General features: G+C 41.6%; 6 protein-coding genes. All 6 read left to right on the forward strand.

The window, feature by feature from the left end; all coding sequences use genetic code 11:
- Positions 1–143: 143 nt before the first annotated feature.
- Positions 144–1,706, forward strand: coding sequence for a hypothetical protein (locus MC7420_RS02305; protein ID WP_044204594.1), 1,563 nt, complete (start codon positions 144–146; stop codon positions 1,704–1,706).
- Between the two features lie 962 nt (positions 1,707–2,668).
- Complete coding sequence (locus MC7420_RS38985; protein ID WP_006098325.1) at positions 2,669–2,806, forward strand: hypothetical protein; 138 nt, start codon at positions 2,669–2,671, stop codon at positions 2,804–2,806.
- A gap of 341 nt (positions 2,807–3,147) precedes the next feature.
- On the forward strand, positions 3,148–5,166 hold the full coding sequence (locus MC7420_RS02310; RefSeq protein ID WP_006098338.1) for a caspase family protein: 2,019 nt from the start codon (positions 3,148–3,150) through the stop codon (positions 5,164–5,166).
- A 111-nt stretch (positions 5,167–5,277) separates the two neighbouring features.
- Positions 5,278–11,577, forward strand: coding sequence for an nSTAND1 domain-containing NTPase (locus MC7420_RS02315; RefSeq protein WP_006098754.1), 6,300 nt, complete (start codon positions 5,278–5,280; stop codon positions 11,575–11,577).
- A 698-nt stretch (positions 11,578–12,275) separates the two neighbouring features.
- Positions 12,276–14,279, forward strand: a complete 2,004-nt coding sequence (locus MC7420_RS02320; protein WP_006098435.1) for a caspase family protein — start codon at positions 12,276–12,278, stop codon at positions 14,277–14,279.
- Positions 14,280–14,432: 153 nt separating this feature from the next.
- Positions 14,433–21,932: an nSTAND1 domain-containing NTPase gene (locus tag MC7420_RS02325; protein ID WP_006098429.1), complete on the forward strand. Its 7,500-nt coding sequence runs from the start codon at positions 14,433–14,435 to the stop codon at positions 21,930–21,932.
- Positions 21,933–21,943: the final 11 nt, after the last annotated feature.

The following is a 21,943-nucleotide window of genomic DNA, read 5'->3' on the forward strand; positions in this document are numbered from 1 at the left end:
TAGGTATTAGTAGCGAGCAAGATACTCTCACTACAAAGATTTCACCATTATTGACATTAAAAAGCTGAACAGCTTACCCAGAAACTGTAGGGGCGCAAGGCTTGCGCCCCTATGCATTAACAAAACGATATTATCAACCAACTATGACAAAAGACTATAAAATCAGGAATCCCAGCATAACCCTCTATCCCTTCCATCTCCGCGATGACTTTGACGAAGGCTTCCAAGCCGTAGCCAAAAATGCTCAAGACTTGTGGGAAATCCTAGCCGATGATATTGGCAAAACTTTCAACATTCCCGAACTTCAATCCCTACGCAATCACCTCATTTGCTACCAAAACGGACAGTATTATCCCAGTGGTGAAGATAAACAGTCAGATTACCAAGAACTCATCGCCTCATCTCAAAAAACCCTAAGATTCCAGCCGAATTCCCAACCGGATGACTTACAACTCAACGGTTCAATTTATCCTTTACGCCTTCATGATACCTACACGGCTGACTTAACCTTGTCTGTTCCAACCCAAACAATCCCCATCACTCAACTCCAACACTTTAATCCCAATGGTTGTTTACTCCCCGATAACATTAAACCCTCTCTCGGACAAACCTTATTACTCTATGCCGAACCCATCTCTTTTGATAATTACCGCCGCCTTGCTGATGGCTGTATTCAAGCGTTATGGCACAATACTCCTCAACCAGTACCCAAGTTAATCGCTGAAGGGCAGCTTTTGGGCAGTCCAATTTTTGAGTATGATCATCGAAATCTAAATCCGGCTCAACAGTGTCACATCCTAGTCTGGTTGAAAGGTGATCCCAATACCTTAAATTTACCTCCATCAAACTTTAACTATTACCTGATCAACTTACTGTTTTCTCATGCTAAGATACGCTTTGCATTTGCAAAATCCAGAGAATTGTATCGGGAAGGACAACGCCTGACCAGCAATATCGAAAAAGAAATTCCTCAATTCACCAAAATAGAACAGGAGCCAGATGCAGAGAGTCGCCTCACCCAACTCAAACAATTACTAGCTCGCATCCGCACCAAAGTTTTTGATTACACTAAGTGCTTAAGTTTATTGAAGGAAAATAGCAATACTTTAACTGTTAATACTAACAACTATAGAGAAATCCTAGAGGAGATTCAAAAACTAACGTTAGCCGATGATAACCTGGACTTTTTATACAAATTTCTCAACTTAGCAGAACATGACCATCAGCAGCAAATTCAAGCCGACTTAAATTACCTATTTGCCAGTCAGGATTTATTCCAACAAATGATTGCCACTATCCGAGGCATGGTAGAGATTGAACAAATCGAAAGTGACAGACGGTGGCAAGCTACTGAAAATCGGCAAAGTCGCCAATTGCAAGAAGCCTTAGCCCGACAAGAAGCCGCCCAAAGAGAACAAGAACGTCAAGCGCAGGAACAAGCCAAACAGCAGGAAGCAAGGGAAAAGAAACGGGAAAGACGGCTAGAAGATATTATCTTTTTTGTGGGTACAGTAATTGGTGCTAGCGGTATCTTTGGTTCCAGTTATCCTCTCCTGCAAGAGACTCCCATTCAATGGCATCCCGATGCTTTGTTACCGATACATCCGTTTGTCGGGTCAATTTTATGGAGTATTATTTTTGGTATCGCGATTGGGTTAGTTACTTTATTCTTCCTGATACTGATTAGAAAATTACTCGAATCGTAAGGGAGTCTGTCACCGTTGTAGGTTGGGTTGAGCGATAGGGAAACCCAACAGGCTAACCTAACTTTTCACGAGATCTAGAAAACCTCTCTCCAAACCTCTCTCCTGCAAGGAGAGAGGCTTTGAATTCTCCAACTTCCGTGCAACAAAAGCGAAGCATCCGCTGGTCTCCCCCTTTTTAAGGGTGACGGGAGGGGGATCTAAAGGGGGACGATAGGGGTGGAAAGGGGGCTAGGGGGTTAGGTGTGATATCGATTTTTTTAGATGGCGTGAAAAGTCTGACTTTTCACTGGGAACGAGGGTGCGAACTTGGAACAGGCATACAGAACATTGGTGTAAAATTCACCTAAAAAGCAGGGAGAGTAGAGACGTTAAAATGGCTCCCCTCTCCTGGCAGGAGAGGGGTTGGGGGAGAGGTCATTTTTAAGACGAAAGTGATAAGATGGTACGGCAATGCCGTACCCCTACGTAGGGATAATGGATTGGGTAGGGACACAATAGTATCTACCCTGATCTAGCTAAACCAAGGTTCTGGATTGATTTCAGCCGCTAGCATTGATTTTTCTCTATTGAACACTAATAGAATAATCTATGGTGAGAGTGATTCATATCACAGAGTTCTGATTAAACTTTCGAGTTAAATGCACCTATTGAGTTTTAAATCCAAATTTAGCTAGTCCTAATCACCGATTAATACAATCTGTATTCTATTATACCTTTTGGACAAAAGAACATCACACTGAGTATTATGTTCCCGACCAAGTTGATGGCTAGATCGTCTATAGAGTGTGAACGATAAACCTTACTAAGGGTTTCATTAGTAAGACCAATAGGTATAACAACAAATCACAGTGGGTATGCTTTTCATAACTCTGACACTCCATGGAGGAATTTGAACCGAAAAAGCAGAGACGGCTAGGGTAAGACCTCTGAATATCCACGTCATTTAATCATCTCGACATACCATGAATCAGACTCTCTATGCACCGCTCGTTGGGATTAATCAGTATCCTGACCCCAAGTTACGCTTATGTAGCTATAAGCAGGACATTGAAGTCGTAGAACAGTATTTGAAGGCGCGGGTGGCTCAAGATGGATACTAACTTCATCTATACAACCTCTTAAACCAAGAGGCTACCCATCAGCCATTTATTGATGGCTTCCACCAGTATTTGTGTCAAGCCGTGAGCGAGGATTTTCCCCGTTCCAGAGTGGCTATGGCAGTTTGAAGTTGCTCTATGTCAATTCGCTTCCCCTGAATTTTTCTCAATTTTTCCGAATTTACTGAATGGACATTAAGCGAGAGAAGTCCTCAATTTTACTCAACTTCTGGCTGACCTGAAGATACATACTATTAATTGAAGGCTAGTGAGCTTGCCCTTGATCGAGATAGCGTTTAAGGCAACTGGTAATCAAGGGATTATATAAACAGGAGGAATATAAGATGCTCCGCAATCTCTATGCACTACTTGTTGGTATTGATGAATATCCAAAGCCTGGTGATTGTCTGAAAGGTTGTGTGAACGATATTAAAGCTGTCAAGGACTATTTAGAACAACGGTTTGCTAGTGATAACTACCAGCTTTGTATCCAAACGCTCTTAAACAAAGATGCAACTCGTGAGGCTATTATTAAAGGTTTCCAAAAGCATCTATCTCAAGCAAACAGCAACGATGTCGTTCTCTTCTACTACAGTGGACATGGTTCCCAAGAAGAGAATATACCTGAAGAGTTTTTGCGTTTTGAGCCAGATAAAAAAAATGAAACCTTGTATTGTTACGATAGCGGTCTTCCCGGTCATTGGCATCTGGCAGACAAAGAGCTTAACAAATTGATTCGGGAAGTTGCCGTCAAAGATCCTCACATTTGCGTTATCCTCGATTGCTGCCATTCGGGTTCGGGTACGAAAGATCCGTCTCCAGATGTCGTAGAACGTTCTGCTCCTGCCGATCAGCGTTCTCGACCCCGTGAAACCTATCTCGTTGGTGTGGATGAGTTGGCAGAGTTATGTACCTCCCATCGCTCAAAGCGCAGTTCTACAGGCTGGGATTTTATGGGACGACACATTCTCATGGCAGCTTGTGAAGATCGTGACACAGCCAAGGAAGTGGAAATCAACGGCAAGAAACGCGGGATCTTTTCCTACTGCTTGTTAGAGAGCTTGGAGCAACCGGGCAAACTGACGTATCGAGAACTATGGCAGAAAACTACAAACGCGGTTTCCAGAGAGCTGGAAAAGCGGTCAAGAACTCAATTTCCTCAACTCGAAATTACACCTCCGGATCAGGATAATCTCTTGTTTCTGGATGGCGCGATCGCTGAACGGGTATCTTACTTCACGGTTCGCCATGACGAGAAATCAGGCTGGGTAATCGATGGAGGAGGAGTGCATGGTGTTCAACCTCCTGCGGGAGAGGAAACGACTGTACTAGCTCTGTTTGAGTTCGACTGCAATGTGCGAGATTTTCAAGATCCGGATAAGTCTATTGGCGAAGCCAAAGTGACGGAGGTATTGCCTCAAAAAAGTAAGTTGGAAATCAGCAGTGATACTAACCTCTCAACGGAAAGTGTGTATAAGGCGATAGTGATTAGCCTGCCTTTACCAGCACACGGCGTTTACATTGAAGGTGATGCGGCAGGTGTAACATTGGCTTCTGAGGCAATCCAGTTGGCGACGATGGGAAACAGCCCTTCTGTATATATTCGCCAAGTTACAAACCGTGATGATGCCCAGTTGTGGTTGCAGTGTCGTAATCAAGAGTATTGGATTCGATTGAAAGACGATGATCGCTCTTTGGTGGCTCCCATTCAAGGTTTCACGCCAGATAATGCCAAACGTGCGATCGAGCGTCTAGAACACATTGCTCGCTGGATGACAATTCGTGACCTCTCCAGCCCTCCTGCAAGCCGGATTCAACCGGATGATATTGAGATGGAGCTTTTATTTGAGGGTGAGAATGGCTCTCCGAAAGAGAAGGAGATCCGTCGGCAATATCAGTATAAACAGGGGGACTTGAAGCCTCCCAAATGCCAGCTAAAACTCACGAACAAAAGCCAAAAAAGTCTCTATTGTACAGTGCTGGATCTCACCGATCGATTTGCTGTCGCAGCTCCATTTTTTGAAGCAGGTTATGTACGTCTTGAACCCGGACAAACTGCCTTGGTAGGGAATGGAAAGTATATCAAATTCACAGTTGATCGAGTCTTACAGGAGCAAGGAATTACTGAAACTAAGGATGTGTTCAAGCTGATTGTGAGTACAGCGGAATTTGATGCACGATTGAGTACTCAACATGCTCTAGATGTGCCTCGTGTGTTAACTAAATGCTCTTTCAAACAAAGTACACTCAATCGCTTGATGGATCGCGTCCAGTCTCGGACTGCTGGATTTGAGGAGGAAGAAACATACGACGACTGGTATACCACATCAGTCACCATTACCAGTGTGTTGCCTTCTAAATAGTTAGGACAACCCCTGGTACTGAGCGGCTTTAAAGAAAGCAATCTACAATTGAATACAAACCAGTTAATGAATAATAGCTGTTTACTTTAATCAATTTCGAGGAAATAAACCATGAATAAACGCCATGATTTCAAAAAAAACCATGCAATTATTATTGGTATAAATAATTATACTGAAAAACCATTGAGAGCCGCAAAAAATGATGCAGAAAAACTGGCTCAAATTCTTGGCTCTGAAGAACGGAAAAAGGATGAGCAGTATAACGTTTTATTACTTACAGATGAACAGGCGACACACAGTAAGCTGACTAATTTACTGGAAGCTTTGAAAGAAGGAAAGATTCATTTCCCTAACGAAACAGTCGAACTCAAGGAAAATAATCGCCTTTTGATTTATTTTTCCGGTCATGGTCTTGCTTCTAGTCTCGAAGATAGCCAAAAAGTCCGTGGTGAAGGAGAAAAAGAAAAATTTCTTAACAACCAATATTTGCAATGCCAAGATGGAAAAAAATTACCTCTGAAAGATTTGTTTAATGCTCTTCAACCTCTAAATTGTCGTCATTTACTCCTTATTCTGGACTGCTGCTTTGCCGGTCAAGCAATAAATAATACAGGTCTGGAAGATGTAAGTGCATACAGGACAGCTAGTTTTGAAAATGACACAGAGATAAATTATGAGCGACAATACCAGCTCATGTTTAAACAACGTGCCTGGACAGCGATTACTTCATCGGGTTATGAGGAAGCTCTTGACTCCAGAAGTTCTAGTCAAACTCACTCCTATTTTGCACAAGCTTTATTCAAAGCCCTGGATTATAATACTGCGGAAAAATCGGATTCAAATAAAGATGATATCATCACAGATAACGAAATTTTTACTTATCTTAAAAATGATAAATTCGTAAATGAATATCAATCTCCTCAAAAATTTAACCTGACATTTACTGGCAAAAAACAATCCGGGCAATATTTTTTTCTGATGCCTGATTTTGAGCCAAACAACCTAGAAAAAATTAAAGATACAACTCCATATCAAGGTCTTTTTGCGTATGAAAAAGAAGACGCTTTCAAATTTAGGGGCAGGAATAAACTTGTCAAGGACTTATTCAAGCGTGTCTATGAAAACAATCAAAAGCTAACTGTTGTGATTGGTGCGTCTGGTTCTGGTAAGTCAAGTTTAGTCAAAGCGGGGCTGATTGCCAAGATAGATAAAGAAAATGTACTAACACAATCTGATGCATCTAACAACAAAAAATCATGGAAGATTTGTGAGCCAATTCGTCCTAGTGAATTTCCTTTTAAGGCATTAATCGAAACAATTCAAGCACCTCAAGGGTTTGAAGAACCCAATATTTCAGCTATTTCTAAAAAGTTAGATAAATTTTATGACAAGTTAAATCAAAATCTTGTAAAAAATTTGGAATTAGATCGCAATAATAATGATAAAAATATCAAAAAAGAAAGGGAGGATAGTTTTAAGGAATTAGTCAACGAGCTTATCCAACAAGTATCGACAGAGCAAAATTTGTTGCTAGTCATCGATCAGTTTGAGGAGTTAGTCACTCTATGTCAACCACTAGAACGAGAGTATTTCTTAAAATTACTAGCACAGATGTTAAAAAAGTCTGAAAATTTAAGAGTTGTCTTAACGGTGCGATCAGATTTTGAAATTTATTTTCGAGGTTCTTCAACGACTAGTGATTCTGCCAGCAACACTACTGACTCAGATATTAGTCAATACTGGAATCAAAAAGCCCGTTTAGTCGTTGATGAGATGAATATTGACGAACTGAGACAGGTAATTGAAAAACCTGCCAGACTTTTTGGTGTGGACTTTGAGTCAGATGAACTCGTTAATAACATTATTGACGATGTTCGAGGAATGCCGGGAGCACTGGCATTACTCTCCTTCACGTTGGAAAAACTTTATCAGATGGCTGGAGGTTCATCAAGTCCTACTGAGCCAGTAACAATCACCCGTGAGCATTATCAAGAATTAGGTGGTGTTGAAAAAGCTTTAACCAACAAGGCAACAGAAGTATACGAGAAACTTGGTCAAAAGATAGAAGAGAAGGATAAAGGACAATTCACTCAAGAATCTGAAAAAGAATATAAAGAAAAATTTAGCAAACCTAATGGGAACACCTTACTTGAGCAAATTTATCTTTTGTTGGCAATAAAATCAGGGGCATACAGATGGAGCTGGATATGGAATGTTTCTTCCAAACTGGGACGCTTGCAACCTATTCCTGCTGAGGATGAATCCGCAGGGGAGGTACGTCAAGCCATGATGAAACAGCTTATGCTCCGCATGGTCACAACTCAAGGAGGAAAATTAGCCAAGCGACCTGTACCCATATCTGAGTTACAGTATCCTGAGTGGCGTTCCCGGTACAAAAATGCTACATATCGTATGTGTCAGGTCATCGATATACTTATTCAGGAGCGCTTGATTGTTTCCAATTCCTACGAGTCTAAGAAGGGTGATAAGAAAGTAGAAATATGCTATGTAGAACCGGCTCATGATGCGCTCATCCTATATTGGGACAAGCTCAGTAAAAAGAATGAAGTCCAACCACAGGAACAGGAGAGTCAAAATCAAGAACAAGAACAAGGCTGGCTTGAAGAACAGGAGGAGGATTTAGTTCTAAGAGACCGCCTCATTGCTGCGGTTCAAGATTGGCAAGAACAAGAAGGAAATCGAACAAAAAATAATTATATTAACTTAATAATAGAATCGATTAATATTATTTTTGAAACCGGAGCTCGGTTTGAATTGGAGAAAAACTCTCTTATTTTCTTAAGATTTGCAACTGGCTTAATTATAATTATAGTTTTTGTAATTTTAGTTGCTGTTGAATTGGTTATAGATTTAATAATTTCCGATCTAATATTGGCAGAATTTCTAGTTTATGTAACAGTTTCTATTCTTTATTTGTCTCTGGCAAGTTTTCTGGGATTGGCACTCATTTCTCCTAGCTTTATTTTCAAATTAATAAAAAAAACTTTGAAGATGATTCCAGCTTTAAGCCCATTAAACAATGTATATAAAGCAGGTAACAAGGCTAAAAAGCTGGGAAAATTAATATGGAATAAAGACTCACGACTAGAGCAGGTTAGACAGTTTTTATATGCTCGTGATAGCTGGCTAAATAAGAATGAAACTGAGTTTGTGCGGCAAAGCATTATCGATAAAAAGCGGGAGCAATTGCTGTTATCAGTCGGGATGACACTGGTAGGATTAGGAGTTACGGTACTTGGAGTATTTTATTTCTGGCAATATAGAGAAGCTAATATTAGGAATGTTGATACTCTCAGAAAATCCGCAGAAGAAAAATTAAAGTCCAACAATGATTTGCACGCAACAATTGATATTTTGCAAGCACAAAAAACCCTGGATAATCTTAATAAGTTAAAATTCCTGTCAATTTTCCCTCAGCCAGATGCAGAGAAGGCAGAAGTTCAAAGAACCTTACAAAAAGTTTTTTATGAAGTCAGAGAACGCAATCGAATTCAGGTAAATCGAGGAAGTGTTTATGAAATGGCATTAAGTCCAGATGGCACAAAACTAGTAACCATTGGGATAGACGACACAGTCATTTTGTGGAACACATCAAATGGCAAGCAGCTTGACCAATTCCAAACAAAGCAAAATGAGGTCTGGAGCGTGGCATTCAGCCCTGACAGTCAACTCATTGCAACTGGTGGAGATGACGGCACAGTCAAACTGTGGGAAATTGACAAAAATGATGATAATAATGTTAAGCCCTGGAAAAGCAATGAACAGTTTGAGACAAAACATGAGATTGTACATAGCATCACCTTCATCAATAAAGATAAAAATTTAGATCAAGGTAAATATAAACTGGCAACCATTGGAGGAGACGACAAAGTCAGAGTGTGGGATATTTCGTCCGACCGGATGGAACTCGAGATTTCTACAAAGCAAAAAAATATTGAAAAATTGGCATTTAGTTCCCAGAAAAACCTATTGGCAATAGCCGGAGGAGATAATCAACTCAGATTGTGTAATTTATCGTATTCTGGACAACAAGTGGAATCCTGTAAAATTGACACAAAAACAGTCGGTAAAGACATTCTCTACAGTGTGGCGTTTACTTCTGATGGCAAATTAGTAACTGGAGGAGAGGCGGGCAAAGTCAAACTATGGAAAATTGGCACTGATAACAACGCTACATTCTCCAAAACACTGCACAAAGAAACAGAAATTAAACAAGAAACTATATACAGTCTAGGGTGGTCAAGCACCAACAAACGCACCGACAAACTGGCAACTCTGGAAGCCGATGGTACAGTTATTCTGCGAGACCCTTCGGGTAAAGAAATTCGACCTATCCGACCACCTGAAAGAATTATCCCCAACACGAGTGTGGCAATCAGTCCCGATGGCACAAAGCTGGCAACTGCTAACGACGATGGTGTGGTGCAACTGTGGAATACTTCGGGTAGACGCCTAGGTCGAATTAGCACAAGACAAGAGCCTGTTAATAGTGTAGTATTCAGCCCTGACCCTGACCCTGACCAACGGTTTATAGTAACTGGTGGAAAAGACAACGAAGATGGCACACTTAAACTATGGGATATGGCGGGAAATAAGCTTGATGAAATCGAAACCCAGCAAGAAGAAGTTATGAGCGTGGTGTTCAATCCTCAAAACTACAAGCAATTGGGAACTTTTGGAACGGACGGAACGTTCAAGGTGTGGGAAATTTCAAAAGAAAAAGACAAGTTAACATTAAAAGATAAACCAACCGAATTAATCGAAACCCAGATCACGCAAGTCAAAAGCGCCGTGTTCACTCCCGATGCTGACCAGGTGATTACACTTACAGAAAACGGCACAGTTCAATTATTTCAATTATTGCAAGACCAACAAGAGCCAGAGACTTTACGAGAAAACTTCCCAGTCGATATCAAAAGTTTGGCACTTAGCCCCAAGGGCGAGAAGCTGGCAATTGGGGGAAACGACGGTACGGTTTGGGTATGGAACGGTTCAGCGGAGAATAAACCGACTCGTCTATTGCAAACGCAACAAGGAAGTATTGATGCCTTAGCATACATTTCAAACGACAAGTTTGCCACCGTTGGCGAGGACGGTACTCTGAGAATATGGAAAACTGCTGGCAACCCGCCGATTGAACTCCAAGCGAAGGAACAAGGTATTCACAGCATCGCATTCAGTTCTGGCTCTGACAACTTTAGTTTGGACTCTGACAGTACTACATTAGCAACCGTTGCAGAAGACGGTACAGTCAGCTTATGGGATACCTCTAGCCTAGGGGATACTTCTGATACCTCTGACAAGCAGCCCAAGCCCATCCGAACCAAACCAGGTGTTGCTAGTAGTGTGGCTCTTAGTCCTGATGGCACTTTGCTGGTAATCGGTCACAAAGATGGTAAGGTTGAGCTATTGGATATTTCAGGCAATCCACTCGACCAAATCCAATTAGAGCAAGGAGTTGTTACTAACCTGAGCTTCAGTAGCCACCATAATCTATTGGTTACTATTGGAGAAGATAATCAGAGCCAGAGTTTTTGGCTAGTAAATATAAAAACGCACAGTTGGATTAATACCTCAAAACCTAAATTCAACACCTCTCCCAGGCAACTTCGTTTGGATAGTGTAGCGTTGAGTAACGACGGTACGCTGGCAGGTGTTGATCAAGAAGGTCTAGTTAAGGTGTATGGCGGCAACTTTTCGTCGAAAAAGCCTAACGATAAAGGGCGTAACAAAAACTCCTTACCTGAAGAACCTGAAGAATTCCCAACGCAGCAGGGTGGTGTAACGAGCATCGCTCTCAGTTCTCAAAACAGTCTATTGGCAAAAAACAGTCTATTGGCAAAAAACAGTCTATTGGCAAAAAACAGTCTATTGGCAACGGCTGGCAAGGATGGTTCACTGCGGCTGGGGAATACCAAAGGTACACAGTTTGACAAAATACCAACGCTGCAAGGTCAAATAAATCGTGTGGTATTTAGTCCTGACGGCACACTACTAGCAACAATTGGCAAGAAAACCGACACTAATAAAACGACACTCAAGCTTTGGAAAATCTCGGCAGATGACTCGACAATAGACGAGAATACATCCAACCCATTTAAATCTCTAGCCAAGTGGTTTTCAATACCAGAAAAAGATTATAAGCTTAGCCCATTCCAAACTCTCGATAATATCTCAAATGTCGCCTTCAGTCCTGATGGACAATTTTTAGCAACCTTAGCAACTGAGGGTGGGGAGGGAGTAAACGGCAAAGTTAGACTCTGGAAACTTGGCACAGACAAAGATTTGTTCACAGAAATTTGCAATTGGGCGGCAGATTATCTCAAAAATAGCCAAAGTCTCAGCGCCAGCGATCGCCAGCTTTGTGATAAAGCATCAAATTTCCAATAATCCCAATAGTACTTGATCCTAAATCCGGGTTAGCTACTCTCGTTATAACCCGTTTGATATCGATTTTTTAAATGGCGTTAAAAGTCAGATTTTGCACTAGGAATGAGAGTGCAAACTTGGAAAAGGTGTATAGAACATTGGTGTAAACTTTAGCTAAAAAACAGGGAGAGTAGAGACGTTAAAATGGCTCCCCTCACCTTGCAGGAGAGGGGTAGAGAGAGAGGTCATTTTTAACTATTTAAACGCAACTTGGTATTAGACGACGAAGGTGATAAGAGGGTACGGCATTGCCGTACCCCGACGTAGGGGTAATGGATTAGGTAATTTCATCTACACAACTTCTTAAACCAAGAGGCTACCCATCAGCTATTTATTGATGGGTTCCAACTGCACTTGATTCAACCAGTGAGCGAGAATATTTCTCGTTCTAGGGTAGTTATGGCGACTTAAATTTGCTTGACCCGATTGATCCTGTATTGGGTTAAATCGAGCTTTTATCTTATCTATCCTGAATTTAAACTGGAAATTTCTGACTGTATCCAGTGTCGATTGGCTTTTCCCTGAATTTTCCTCAAGTTTTCCGAATTGACTGAATTGAGTTGAGGCAAGAAAATTCCTGAATTTAACTCAACTTTTGACTGACCTGAAGATGCATACTACCAAGTAACCCTATTAATTTGTCACGAGGAGAAATTAAGATGAGTCGCAATCTTTATGCACTGCTAGTGGGAATTAACGAATACCCTGAACCCGTCTCTCGTTTATATGGCTGTCTGAAAGACATTAATGCTGTCGAAGAGTACTTGCTAGAGCGGGTGGCTACAGATGGATTCCAACTTAAGCTACACAAGCTCTTGGATCAACAAGCTACCCGTCAGGCAATTATTGATGGTTTTCTACAACATTTGTGTCAGGCGGGAAGGAATGATATCGTTCTCTTTTACTACAGCGGTCATGGCGGTCAAGCAACAACACCTAAAGAGTTTGAGCATTTAGAGCCAGATCTACTACAGGAAACGTTAATTTGTTATGACAGTCGTACTAAAGGAGGCTGGGATTTAGCCGATAAAGAATTGGGATACTTGATTGATAAAGTCGCAAAAAACAATCCCCATATTTGTATTATCCTGGATTCCTGCCATTCGGGTTCTGGGACAAAAGACCCGTTGCTAGAGACAAAAGTGCGTCGCGGTTCGATCGATCGGCGTGAACGTCCACTTAATAGCTACATTTTCCAGCCGGAGGAGTTAGAAACTATATGGCTTCCTTGTAGTAACCCTGAAAAATACCGCAGTGGTTGGAACTTACCCCAAGGACGCCATATTCTCCTAGCAGCTTGTCGGGACTTTCAAGAAGCAAAGGATGAAATAAATAACGAACGACGGGGAGCATTTTCTTATTGCTTGATGGAGACGTTACGCAATAATGGCAACAAGTTAACCTACCAAGATTTATTGAGGCAAACTAATTCTTTACTCTACAGTTATTTTAATCAGCAATCACCGCAGATTGAAGTCTATTCTTCAGATGATGAAGATGATGAAAACCAAGTTTTCTTGGACGGTGCGATCGCAGAACGTCAATCCTACTTTATGGTTTCGTATAACAAAGAATGTAATGACTGGGTAATTGATGGGGGTGCTGTCCACGGCATTCCACGCCCTTCTAAGGGTGAAACAACTTTTCTGGCAATGTTTCCGAGTAACTGTAAAGATTTACGCGATCCATCAAAGTCTGTTGGTGAAGCTGAAGTGACTGAGGTGTTGCAATCACTGAGTAAAGTGGAAATCAGCGGTCTTGAAAATTTGACCAAAGAGCGCCAGTTTAAAGCCGTTGTTACCCGCTTACCCTTGCCACGTTTAGGAATTTATTTTGATGGAGAAAAAGCAGGAGTTAATTTAGCACGCCAAGCTTTAAAATCAGCACATTTGGGCAAGCCTTCAATATATGTGGACGAGGAACAAGAACTCACCAAGGCAGAGTTTCGTCTGCTGTGCAGTAATAATCAATATTTAATTGTCCGACCCAACGATGATCATCCCCTCGTGGAGCAAATTGACAGCTATACGATTGAGAATGCAGAAAAAGTAATTCGACGTCTAGAACATATTGCCCGTTGGCAGACAATTGTTAAACTCCAAAGTCCTCCTACAAGTTCAATTAAACCGGGTGATATCAAAATGAAAATATTTTCAGAGGACAACAAAGAATTATCTCAATCGAATGGAATTTGTTTAGAGTACAAATACAAAGAGGGTAAGTTTTCAGAACCTATTTTTAGACTAAGCATTACTAATAACAGCGATAAAACACTTTACTGTAATGTATTTGATTTATCGGGGCTTTTCGCTGTTAAGGCGGCTTTCTTTAAGACTACTTTGGAGATAAAACCAAACAGTCAACCTCATTTTTCAAGACGATTGAAGAACAGCATACCAAAACCGTTATTAAAACCGGGTATTACTGAATACAAAGATATTTTCAAGTTAATCGTTAGCACTGAAGATTTTGATGCCAAATTAATGGAACAGGATAAACTTGATGCCCCTCGAGAAAAATACCAAACAAGAAGTTTATATAAGCAAGGGACTTTGAATCGTTTCATGGATCGGGTTCAAAATCGTGACGTTGGAAGTGCAAGCGAAGAAATGTATGAGGATTGGTACACAGAGCAAGTTGTAGTCACCACAGTCCACCCTTGAGATTCAATAGCAAGCCAAAAGTAGCCAAATTTAGGGTGCGTTAGTCAAGCGTAACGCCCCCCTTGCCCTAATAGCTCAAGTCCTCATTAGAGGACTAAATGTTTACCCCCAAAAATCATCTTTGTTTTCTTCCTATTCAAGAGGGTTCTACCAATGTTTAATTCAAACTCTGATTTTCAGCATAATTTCGCCATCATTATCGGAATTAATAAGTATGACAATCTCCAAAAACCTCTAGAAACGGCTGTTTCGGATGCTGAGGAACTTGCCAGAATTCTCAAACATCACCATGAGCAGCTTGAAGAGAAGTATCAAGAGCAAAATAAGTATGAGGTTCGCTTACTAACCGATGAGGATGCTACTCTCGAAAAGTTAGACCAACTCCTGGAAAACTTTCAAAAGGGAAAGATACCTCTGGATAACGAGACAGTACAAGTGGATGACAATGATCGGGTAATCTTCTACTTTGCTGGACACGGGAAGGCGACGAAGGCGACAGAAACTGAAAATGGACCGACAGGCTACTTTCTTCCTCAAGATGCTGCGAATGACACAAGCACCTGGTTGCCGATGAGAAAGCTGCATGATGCCCTGCTTAAACTGGACTGTCGGCACATGTTACTGATTCTCGATTGCTGCTTTGCTGGAGCTTTTCGTTGGGGAACTTGCCAGCGAGATGTTGAGCTTGCAGTCCCAGTCTACCAAGAAACCTATGATCGCTTTATCCGTGATCCTGCATGGCAAGTAATTACCTCAGCTGGTTATAATCAGAAAGCTTTGGATAGTTTAGGCTATCGAGGGAGAGTATCAGGTACCAACCATTCCCCTTTTGCTCAAGCTCTTTTTGATGCCCTACAGGGAAAAACTGACCCACGTTCTCAGCGAACAGCTGATACGGATAACGACCATATTCTCATCGCGAATGAGCTGGAAATTTATCTGGCGAACAACGTTTACACGGTAGCAGACAAACACAGCCATGAGCAAACGCCGAGCTTGTTTTCACTGAGAAAACATGGCAACGGGCGCTTTTTCTTTCTTTTAAAAGATTTTAATCGAGACAAGTTAAAGGAAGCTCCAAAAATTACTCCGGAAAATAATCCGTACCGAGGATTGGAATCCTATGATGAAGAACATAGTAAGCTGTTCCATGGTAGAAGCAAACTGATTGAGAAGCTTACGAATCACGTCATCAACGAAAACAAAGCGTTTACAGTAATTCTAGGGGTTTCCGGATCAGGTAAGTCCAGCTTAATGAAAGCCGGATTGTTACCTCGTCTGCGTAATGAGCATCAGTTTACAATTTTAGGTCCGATGCGAGTGGGAGACAGCCCCCTGACAGCGTTGGCACAGGCATTTTTGCCAATTAAAGATGAAACGGCGTTACAGGATCTCGCAACTATTAAGAACTTGACTCAAATCCTGGAAAAAGACTCACAATCTTGGATAGATACCATTAAGTTTAGCAAAATCAATGAACATAATACCGAACTCTGCCAATCCATTAAGCATTTAAAACTAACTAATGAGCAAGTTGAGTTTCTGAAAGAATGGAGAGATAGTGACTGTACTAAGCCAGTCTCTATTAAACTATGGCTTGACAAGTTTAACAAAAGAAATAATCTCATCAAAAAAATAGACAAATTAACTAAAAATTTAGTCTTAGAGTTGAAAGGAGGCACAAGATTTTTAGTTGCCATTATTAAAGTTTGGAAAAGTAAAAATAAAACAGCTAAACTTTTACTGGCAGTTGATCAGTTTGAAGAATTGAATACTCTAGCTAAAAGTGACAGTAACGAGAAAACTAAAAATGGTAATACAGAACAACATTGTTTCCAAGAACTCCTCAAAGAAGCGATCGCCCAATGTAAGGATTGCTTTGATGTCGTTATCACCCTCCGAAGTGATTTTGAGGCTCAATTTAAAGATGGTATCCTCAAAGATTTCTGGGTAGACGATGCCAGGTTTATCGTCACGCCGATGACTCAGAATGAATTGCGAGAAGTGATTGAGAAACCAGCGGCAGAAAAAGAAATAGTTTTTGATCCTCCTAGTTTAGTCGATCATCTTATTAACCAAGTTATACAAATGCCAGGAGCATTGCCCTTACTTTCTTTCGCTTTGAGTGAATTGTATCTAAACTATATGGAGGAAAACAACAAATTTAATCGAGATCAGCGAGCTTTAATAGAAGACGATTATAAAAAGATAGGAGAAGTCTTTGGTTGTATAACCAAGCGTGCAGATAAAGAATATGATGCTCTAGTTCAAAAAGATAAAGCTTATGAAAAAACCGTGCGTCAGGTAATGCTACGGATGGTTGATGTGGGTGATGAAGCTCGCCGTCGGGTACTTTCATCGGAACTACACTATCCAGATGAGGCAGAACATCAACGTGCCCAAAACGTGATTCAGCAATTTTGTCAGGCACGTTTATTGGTTCAGGGAAATAATTCTGAAGGTAAATCCTATGTTGAGCCAGCACATGATGCTTTAGTACAAAACTGGGCTCAATTGCAGAAATGGAAAAATGAACAAGAAGAAAATTTAATTTTACAACGCAAGTTAACTCCTGTAGCGAATGATTGGAATGAAATAAATAAGCCAGAAAAAGATAGCAAAACTAAATCTAAATTTAGAATAAAATACTTTTTTTATTGCTTGGAAAAAGTTGAAGCTTTTTTCATTGCTCAAGCCCAGCATCCAATCCGCAAGGTTAAAAAGGCTCGTCTAGCTAAACAACAATCCAGTGGACTCTCAAAAAATTACCTTTGGCACAATGATCCTCGACTGGCTCAGTTGGATTTATTCTTGGACTCCCCAGAAAGTTGGTTCAATAAAACTGAAGATGAGTTTGTGCGAGAAAGCATCATCCAAAAAGGGAGAAATACTTATCGGCTTGTGTTAGTTATTTTGTTGACAGGAGTGGGATTAGTCGGGTTAACGGGTTGGGCTGTGTTCGAGCAACGAAAAGCTAAAATTGAAGAAATGATGGCGTGGAGAGAATCCGCCGAAGGTAACTTAAAATCCGATCGCGATATCCGCACCTTTGTCGATATTTTAAAAGCTGTCGATATTTCCAAACATCCACTGGTTCGATTTTTCCCTCCTGATACCGCCTTAGCCGAAGTTCAAGAAACAATGTACAAGGCTTTTTATACCGTAAAAGAACGCAACCGCATAGAGAGCGATCGCGCGACGTTTGCTCAGGTAGCTTTCAATCCGAAAACTAACGAATTGGCAACCATTGGTGATGGCGATACAATTCGACTTTGGGATAAATTAGGTAATCAAGTTGACCAATTCTCAACAGGTCAAAATCGGCTCTATAGTGTAGCATTCAGTCAGGATGGCAAACGATTAGCAACGGGGGGCGGAAATGGTACAGTTAACCTGTGGAATCTGAAAAATGATGGCATCGTCGATTACAATTCAAACAGTACAATCTGCTCAATTGCGAACCCAACCAATAATTCTGTAACTAATCTAGAAAATAATTCTGGAACTAACCCAGCCAATTCTTCTGGTGCTAATCCAACCAATCCTTCTGAAGCTAATCCAACCAATACTTCTGAAGCTAACCCAACCAATACTTCTGGAACTAACCCAACCAATACTTCTGAAGCTAATCCAACCAATACTTCTGAAGCTAATCCAACCAATACTTCTGAAGCTAACCCAACCAATACTTCTGGAACTAACCCAACCAATCCTTCTGAAGCTAATCCAACCAATACTTCTGAAGCTAACCTAGGGAATATCTCTGGTGTAGCCTTTAGTCATGACAATAAGCTATTGGCAACCCTTATAGAGGGAAAAGACGCTCAGAACAATCCAACCACCACCGTTAATCTATGGGACATTAACCAGGGCAAATGTATCCCCAGGAATATCGCCAACACACCACTGGGTCAAGCAGGTCAACCTCCAAACAACCAACAGACAGCAACTCGTCAAAAAAATCAACCCACAGTACCTACTCAAAACAACCAACCCACAGTACCTATTAAAGACATAGCATTCAGTCCTAATAAGAATATCATCGCTACTGTTGGACAAAACAATACTGTCAGATTATGGGACATCTTAGGCAACAAGCTGGGAGAATTTCCCACTGATAAAAGAAATGTCTATAGCTTAGCTTTCACCCCTGACGGGAAATTGGCAACCAGTGGTGATCAAGGTACAATTAAACTATGGACGATTCAAAATAACGGTAGAACAGCTACCCTCGCCAGCCAAGTTCCAGAAGAAATTAAAACAGAACAAAACATTCTCTACGATATCGCCTTCAGTGAAGATAAAAAATGGTTAGCAACCATTGGTGAAGACAGTGCTATCAGGCTACACGATAGAAGTTTGCCGTCGCCCATCAAACGGATTTGGGACAAGTCTATTGTAGAAATACCACCAATTGAAGCCAGTAATCAAACGATAACCGCTACGAGTGCAGTTTTTAGTCCTGATGGCAAGACACTAGCAACGATTGCAGGAGACGATACTGTAAAATTTTGGAATAATTTGGGTCAACAAACTGCCCGATTTAAAACAGATGCAGGAGATATTAAAAGTATCGCCTTTAGTCCAGAAGGGAATCTCTGGTTAACCAGTGGAGAGAACAATGAGATCAGTATCCGAGATATATCAGGTGAGGAAATTGATACAATTTCACTGCCAGATATGCCAGTCTGTGATGAGAAAAACAACAATACGGATAAGAACACCGAATCATCATCCAATCCTATCACTCAGGTTGTGTTCGCCTTCATCGATACCAATGATGGTACTGAACCGGATGAAGACAACTGGCGATATAATCAACTTGAAGACGACGAATATGCTGGAATGATGACTATTTTTGAAGATGGCACGACGCGCTTTTTCCCCCTTCATGAGGGAGACTTCAAAAAAACATCATCGGGTAAACATTGTACCGAACCTTTCCCCAAGGATTTAGGACTGATTAAACAGTTAGCCAGTAGTCCCGACGGGGAACATCTCGTCACGGTGGGAAAAGACGGTGACACTATCAATCTTTGGGATGAAGAAAGTGATCAATTTCAGCAACTTCCCATTCCCAAAACAGACAATGAGACATTCACCAGCGTAGCATTTAGTCCAGACGAAAAACGACTCGCGATCGCAAGTGCAAGTGCAGGGGAAAATGAGACGGGATTAGTCCGGATATGGGATATCACCCAGAACGCCATTGTCGAACAATTTGACACCGGACAAGGACAACTTTATAGTGTAGCCTTTAGTCCCTTAGACAGCAGGCAACTGGTGACCGGGGGAGGAGATGGTACGGTCAAGGTATGGGACATATCTAGTAACCGTCCGGCTCAATTCTCGACTACACAGGGGACGATTCAACGTATGGAGTTTAGTCCGAATCAGGAACTCCTCGCCACGATTAGTAACAACAATCAACTCAACCTTTGGAATGTCCGAGAGGATGGTACAGTAAGCTTAAATCCGGCTACTGAAATCGTCCAACAGCAACAGGGAGGGGTGAAGAATGTAACCTTTAGTCCGGATGGGGAGACGTTGATTATAGTGGGCAAAGATGATACGATTAAACTCTGGACTATCTCCACTAACCAAATTAAGTCCTTTGCCACTCAGCAACAACAAATCCAGAGTCTCGCTGCTAGTCCCAATAAGCGGAAATTAGCCACAATTGGCAGTAATGGTCAACTCAAGCTGTGGCAAATTCAGAATGACACTCTCAATCCTATCGATATCTCCAATAGCCAACTAAGTCGAACACAAATCAATAGTTTAGCGTTTAGTCCAGACGGAAAACAACTGGCAACGGCACAAGGTAATATCCTGAACCTGTGGACTGTCTCATGGGGTAAACTATCCAATCAGTCAGTGGATCAATTCCAAACCCAGCAACCTATTCAAAGTGTAGCCTTTAGTCCCAACAATAAGAAAATAGCAACGGCTGGAAATCAAGGGTTGCTAAAACTGTGGGACACAAAGGGAAACTTACTTGACCAAATTCCCACACAGCAAACCAGTATTACCCGTTTAGTCTTTAGTCCCAATAGTAACATCATCGCTACCATTGGTCAGAATGGCACACTCAATCTATGGGATACATCGGATAAAGCTGAGGCGAAACTGTCCCTAATTTCCACTCATCAGGCTCAAGGTGTTGCAAATGTCGCCTTTAGTCAGGATGGTAAATTCCTAGCAATTGGTCGAAACAATGGCTCGATTGAACTGCGGCAAATAGGTAATGTAGACGCTCTCAAGGCAGGAATCTGCAATACAATCGGAGATTATTTTCAGAATAACCCTAATCGCCAACTTTGTGGTGGAATTGCTGTATCCACCCAGAGAATCCTGAGTCGGGGGGGTGATAAACTCTTAGTGCCCAGCCTCACCAATCGGGACAAGCAAGCTGGAGTGCAAGAAATCGCCGCTGGTGCTTTTCCCACAGCGATTGATGAACTCACGACATCCCTACGGGAAAACCGCAATGATCCCGAAGCTTTAATTTACTTGAATAATGCTCGCATTGGCACTCGAAAATCTTACACTATTGCTGTATCGGTTCCCCTAGGGAATACTGTTCATCATGGATTGGAAGTCTTGCGTGGTGTGGCTCAAGCTCAAGATGAAATTAACCGAGAAGGGGGGATTAATGGTGTACTCTTGCGGGTATTAATTGCGAATGATAATAACGATCCCAAAGTCGGTAAACAAATCGCCCAAGAATTGAGCAAAAATCCGGATGTGCTGGGGGTTGTCGGACATTTTGCCAGTGATGTTACTCTAGCGGCGGGAAAGGTTTATCAAGCCCAAAAATTAGCCGCCATTTCTCCAGTTAGTACCTCTACGCAATGGTTTAAACCCCGTTGGTATTCCGATCAATATAGGTTCCGCACCGCACCCGACGATAATACCACGGCGACAACGTTGGCTAACTCTATGCTAAATAAACTCCAGGAGAAAAACGCGGTTGTCTTCTATAATTCTCAAAGTCAGTATAGCCAATCCCTGAAGTTAGCATTTAGTGATGCTGTTCGTTCAGCAGGAGGGCAAGTGTTACAAGAATTTGACTTGTCTGATCTTAATTTTGATGCCCAACAAACGGTTCAAGAATCCACGCAGCAAGGCGCTAAGGTGCTGGTATTGTTGCTCGACAGGGAGGAAATCGACGACGCGATTGAGATCATTAAACAAAAGCGGGGGAATCAAATTATTTTAGGGGGAGATGCATTCTATGGTACGAAACTCTTGGAGGTTGCTCAGGACGAAGAAAATGTCAAAGACATGATGATTGCCGTTCCCTGGCATATTAGCAATTCTCAGTCCAATTTTGCAGAAACATCAAGAAAGCTTTGGTGGGCAGATGTAAGCTGGCGCACCGCCTTATCTTATGATGCTACCCAAGCCCTGATTGCGGCACTGAAGCAGAATCCCACTCGTCAAGGGGTGGCTGAAACCCTACGTTCAGAAAGTTTTAGTGTTGATGGGGCAACGGGTAAGGTACAATTCTTACCATCAGGCGATCGCACAATGCAGTTGACCAATCCCTTGAGCCAACTTGTCACGATTGAGCCAGGTTCTCGTTCCGGTTACGGCTATGATTTTGTCATTCACCCATTCACTAAAACAGAAAGCCACTCACAGCCTTGAAAAGGGGGTTT

This window comes from Coleofasciculus chthonoplastes PCC 7420 (assembly GCF_000155555.1).
Lineage (GTDB): Bacteria > Cyanobacteriota > Cyanobacteriia > Cyanobacteriales > Coleofasciculaceae > Coleofasciculus > Coleofasciculus chthonoplastes_A.